Here is a 4,283-nt window from a genome sequence, read left to right as displayed (position 1 = left end):
AGCACAAATTACTGCGTCACAGAGAGGCAAAAACAGCCCGAAAATTGTCAATCAAAAAGATGGGCAATCAGATAAACCTTACCATGCAAGGGCTATGTCATGGGCACAGCGGTTAAAGCGGGTATTCAATATAGACATTACCGAATGCGAAAAATGCGAGAACCACAATGTAAGCATCATCGCTTGTATTATAGATATACACGTTATTCAGAAAATACTGGCACATATAGATAAAAAGCACCCAACTTCTAAACAAACAAAGCTATTGCCACATTTGCGTGCACCACCTGATGAACAATACACAAACGATTTCACTATTCAACGTGACTTCAATTTTGGGGCGTAGGCTCCATTTACTGCTGCAAGAGTAAAGAAAAACGCTAGTAAATGGTGGGGCTATTCGCGCTTCACCCCCCATTTCCTGCACCAAAGGCCTATCGTCGCAAGACATTGCAAACTAACACGCCTTAAAATACTCCCACAATTCGATAATTCAACAAACCAATCTAGTCAAAAAGACAACTGTCATAGGGGGTAGCAAATAGCTTTAATCCGTCTTATACTCAGGGAAAGAGTCAAAGCTGTGTCACATGGGGCACATCCTGACGGAAAATCGAAACGGACTGATCGTAGAGGCTGAAGTCACTGAAGCTGGCACAAGTAAAGAGTGGGATGCGGGTACCACGATGTTGGCAAAACAGGGAACACGTCCCGGAAGAACCGTAGGTGCCGATAAAGGCTACGACACCCTGGAATTTGTTGAGGGTAGTCGTGGCTTGGGCATTACCCCACACGTAGCTGCCAAGTCCTTGCGTAGCTGCATTGATAAACGAACGACGGGCACCGAGGGCTATAAAATCAGCCAAGTCAAACGCAAGCGAATTGAAGAGTGCTTCGGCTGGATGAAAGATATAGGGCTGATGAGAAAACTTCGTCATGTTGGGCGAGCCAAGGTCTCTTGGATCTTCCGCTTTACGGCGGCTGCCTATAATTTGACCCGATTGAAGGTGTTGATTGTCTGAAAGGGCAATTAAGGGCTTTGATAGCTGACATTTACGAGTGTTTTGATCAAATTTTGAACAAGACTTGCTGCAGAAAGATTATTGGTGCTGAAGCATCGAGAAATACCAAGATAAATTTTACTAAGGCGCACTTGTTATAAAAGTCGTAGCATTCAGGAAAACCAGATTTTTCAACAGCCTGTTAGGGTAGGCTACGCCGCCTTTCACTGTGACACAAAATTATCCCTGGATAGGGCCGGTGTGATTATAGAGGAGTTTTTATGGCGATTAGCGCCGTTTTGCCCCTGAAAGCCAGTGGCAGTTATGATGTCAACGACTTAAAGCGGGCGCACATTCTTTTTACGTCGCTCAGCACTTTTTTGCCGGCGGGGTTGATTAGCGAATTGTTTGTTGTCGTGCCCGGGTATGAAGTGGAATTGGTCAGACATGAATATGCCTGTTGGCAAGGGTTAAATATAATCGTCATTTCTGAAGACGAGTTGCTGCCGGAGCTGAAAAAATACCCTAAGATGCGCGGCTGGCGTAAGCAGCAATTGGTCAAAATAGCGATTGCAAATAAAGTGTCTAATAAGTTCTATCTGACATTGGATGCCGATGTGGTCTGCTTAAAGCCGTTAACAGAATTATTGTTACTACCCGAGGGCAAGGCGTTGTTGCAGTATGAGCCAAGGGCACAGCATCCGAAATGGTGGCGTTCGTCTGCCCGGCTGTTAGGTATCAGTGCAAATATCGGCCCGAAAGGAGTAGGTATGACAGTGACACCGGCGTTGATGGCAAAAACCATCAGCCAACAGTTGATGCAGGATTTAAAACCAAAAAACAGACAGTTAACTTGGGCTGACAGGTTGTGCTCATTACACAACCCTACAGACCCACGCAACTGGTGGCTGGGCCGTTACCTGCAGCTAAAGTGGACCGAATATTCGCTATATTATCTGTGTGCGCTAAAGCATCAGCTGTTAGAGCAGTTTCATGTGATTGCAGGCACCAGTAAAGTGCCGCAGCTCATGTTGATACACGACTCTCACCCCTATGAGCAGTGGCAGGTGGCGGATAGCTTCGCAGCCGACAATCCGGGGTTATTCTGTGTGGTGGGCAGTAAAACACGCTTGCCGCCAAAGCAGGTATTTGAGCGGTTGTCGGCATTTATTCAGCGGCAACCTGATGCGAGAGTACTGGCGCTTTTCGATTAAGGCGTCAATGAAGCAGCGTAGTGTGATACTTGGACAAAATAGCCATGAGAACGAGAAAAATTTCCTGTTTTGTGATTGTCTGTAATGAAGAAGATCGGATAGAGCGTTGTTTGCAATCGCTTTCTGGTTGGGTAGATCAGCTAATCGTATTGGACTCGGGCAGTAAGGATAATACTGTAGCTATAGCACAACAGTATGCAGACAAGGTTTATCAGACTGACTGGCCGGGCTTTGGCCCTCAACGTAATCGCGCTTTAACCTGGTGTGAGCATGATTGGGTATTAAACATCGATGCTGACGAAGTCATGACTGATGCCCTTAAAGCAGAAATTGATGCTGTCTTGTCTGAACCAGATTTGCAGGAAAATTTATTTAAAATGCCTTGGCATACTTACTTTTTTGGTAAGTTGCTGAAGCATGGTCGTTATTCCTCGCCGCAGGGTAAATTATTTTTAAAGACCGGTGTGAGTTTTAAGAACCGCCAAGTGCATGAAACGCTGCTTATTCCAAATGAGAAAAGTCGTACGCTTAAGTCTGCCATTATTCACCACAGTTGGCGCAGTTATCATCATGCACAGGAAAAACACCTGAAATATGCCTGTTTACTGGCTGAAGAAAAATATGCCAAAGGAAAAAGGAGTAGCCTGGCGTTTGCAGTGCTACGTTTTTTTACCGACTTCTTGCAGCAATATTTGTTACATCTTGGTTTTTTAGACGGGTGGAGAGGCTTTTTGATGGCCATTATTTTGGGGCAATACGGTTTTAATAAATACGCTGCACTGGTTACTTTACAGGCTGAGCATAAGGCAAAACAGCAATGACAAAGTCTGCTGAAAAATTACCCATAAGTGCCTTTCTGGTGACATGTAATGAGGCAGCGCACATAGCATCCGTTTTGGATGCTTTGCAGGACTTTGCCGAAATTATTCTGGTTGATTCGGGCAGTACAGATGGCACTCAGGAAATAGCCAGGGCAAAAGGTGCTAAAGTAGTTCATCAGGACTGGCTGGGATTTGCTAAGCAAAAAAACTTTGCCATGTCATTGTGCCAGTATGATTGGGTAATTAATGTTGATGGCGACGAAATACTTTCATCTGAGGTGATAACACATATTCGGAAACTGTACGAACAGAGCGAAGACATTGCCATGCGCTTGTACTTTGAGGATGTTTTTTGGGGCGAGCCCATGTCGCCGTATTCAGGCAAACGTTCTATAGTCCGCGTGTTCCGGCGAAGTCAGGCGCAGTACCCACTTGATCGAAAAGTTCATGAAAATCTGGTGTTGGCAAAAGGGGTATCGACTGTCAAAGTGCAGGGGCTGGTTACGCATTTTGGTTACGGAACCACAGAGTCACTGATGCAAAAAAAGAATAAGTACTCTTCGCTCAAAGCGCTTGAAAAGTTTGAAAAACGTAAAAGACCATCTCTGATTAAACTCTGCTTTATTTTCCCTCTTACCTTTGTCAAATCCTATGTTCTGCAAAGAATGTTTCTGTCTGGTAAGCGGGGGCTTGTGCATGCGCATATTGAAGCTATGTATGCTTTTCTAAAAGAGGCAAAATTGTTTGAATACCAACAGCTTGCCGGTAAACAACATGCCGATGCTCTGCAGAGAGGACGATTAAAATGAAAATTCTGCACGTACTGCAAAGTAAATTGTCTTTGCCTGCTCGAGATTACGGTGGAACTGAGCGTATTGTCTGGGGCTTATTAACTGCGCAACAGGCGTCTGGTCACGAGGTACGTTTGTTGTGGGGGGACGCTCCAGACTTACCAAAGAATGCTGCTCGGTATGATGCGACAAAGTCTATGCGTGAGCAGATAGGCGGCTGGCCCGATATAGTGCATTTTCACCAGCCCTTTGATGGTGAGTTAGATGTGCCTTATATTAGTACTGAGCATGGTAATGCAGAACATGCCCGTAGCTATGGCCAAAATACAGTGTTTTTAAGTGCACGCCACGCTAACAACCACAATGCGGAGTGTTTCATACACAACGGTCTGGACTGGACCGAATATGGCCAGCCGCATTTAGGTAAACCACAGAATTATTTCCATTTTCTGGGCA

General features: G+C 45.1%; 4 protein-coding genes and 3 pseudogenes. All 7 read left to right on the top strand.

Annotated features, from left to right (window positions below; genetic code table 11):
- Positions 1–346: pseudogene (locus C6Y40_RS05060) on the top strand (IS91 family transposase); the annotation flags it as partial.
- Positions 347–575: 229 nt separating this feature from the next.
- Positions 576–1,022: pseudogene (locus C6Y40_RS05055) on the top strand (transposase); the annotation flags it as partial.
- Positions 1,023–1,282: 260 nt separating this feature from the next.
- Positions 1,283–2,215 carry a DUF6492 family protein gene (locus tag C6Y40_RS05050; RefSeq protein ID WP_027951217.1) on the top strand — a complete coding sequence of 311 codons (933 nt, stop codon included), beginning with the start codon at positions 1,283–1,285 and terminating at the stop codon, positions 2,213–2,215.
- 44 nt (positions 2,216–2,259) lie between these two features.
- Positions 2,260–2,520: pseudogene (locus C6Y40_RS25125) on the top strand (glycosyltransferase family 2 protein); the annotation flags it as partial.
- Positions 2,521–3,036, top strand: a complete 516-nt coding sequence (locus C6Y40_RS05045) for a glycosyltransferase family protein (RefSeq protein ID WP_240621852.1) — start codon at positions 2,521–2,523, stop codon at positions 3,034–3,036.
- Complete coding sequence (locus tag C6Y40_RS05040) at positions 3,033–3,845, top strand: glycosyltransferase family 2 protein (RefSeq protein ID WP_105933636.1); 813 nt, start codon at positions 3,033–3,035, stop codon at positions 3,843–3,845. Before C6Y40_RS05045 ends, C6Y40_RS05040 begins: the two co-directional genes overlap by 4 nt.
- Positions 3,842–4,283 (top strand): glycosyltransferase (locus C6Y40_RS05035; RefSeq protein WP_146129501.1); only part of this gene is annotated, 442 nt, incomplete at its 3' end. The genes C6Y40_RS05040 and C6Y40_RS05035, both read left to right, overlap by 4 nt.

This window comes from Marisediminitalea alba (assembly GCF_002993365.1).
Classification (GTDB): domain Bacteria; phylum Pseudomonadota; class Gammaproteobacteria; order Enterobacterales; family Alteromonadaceae; genus Alteromonas; species Alteromonas alba.
Note: the sequence above shows the minus strand (reverse complement) of the source record. Positions and strands in the feature narration are given on the sequence as shown.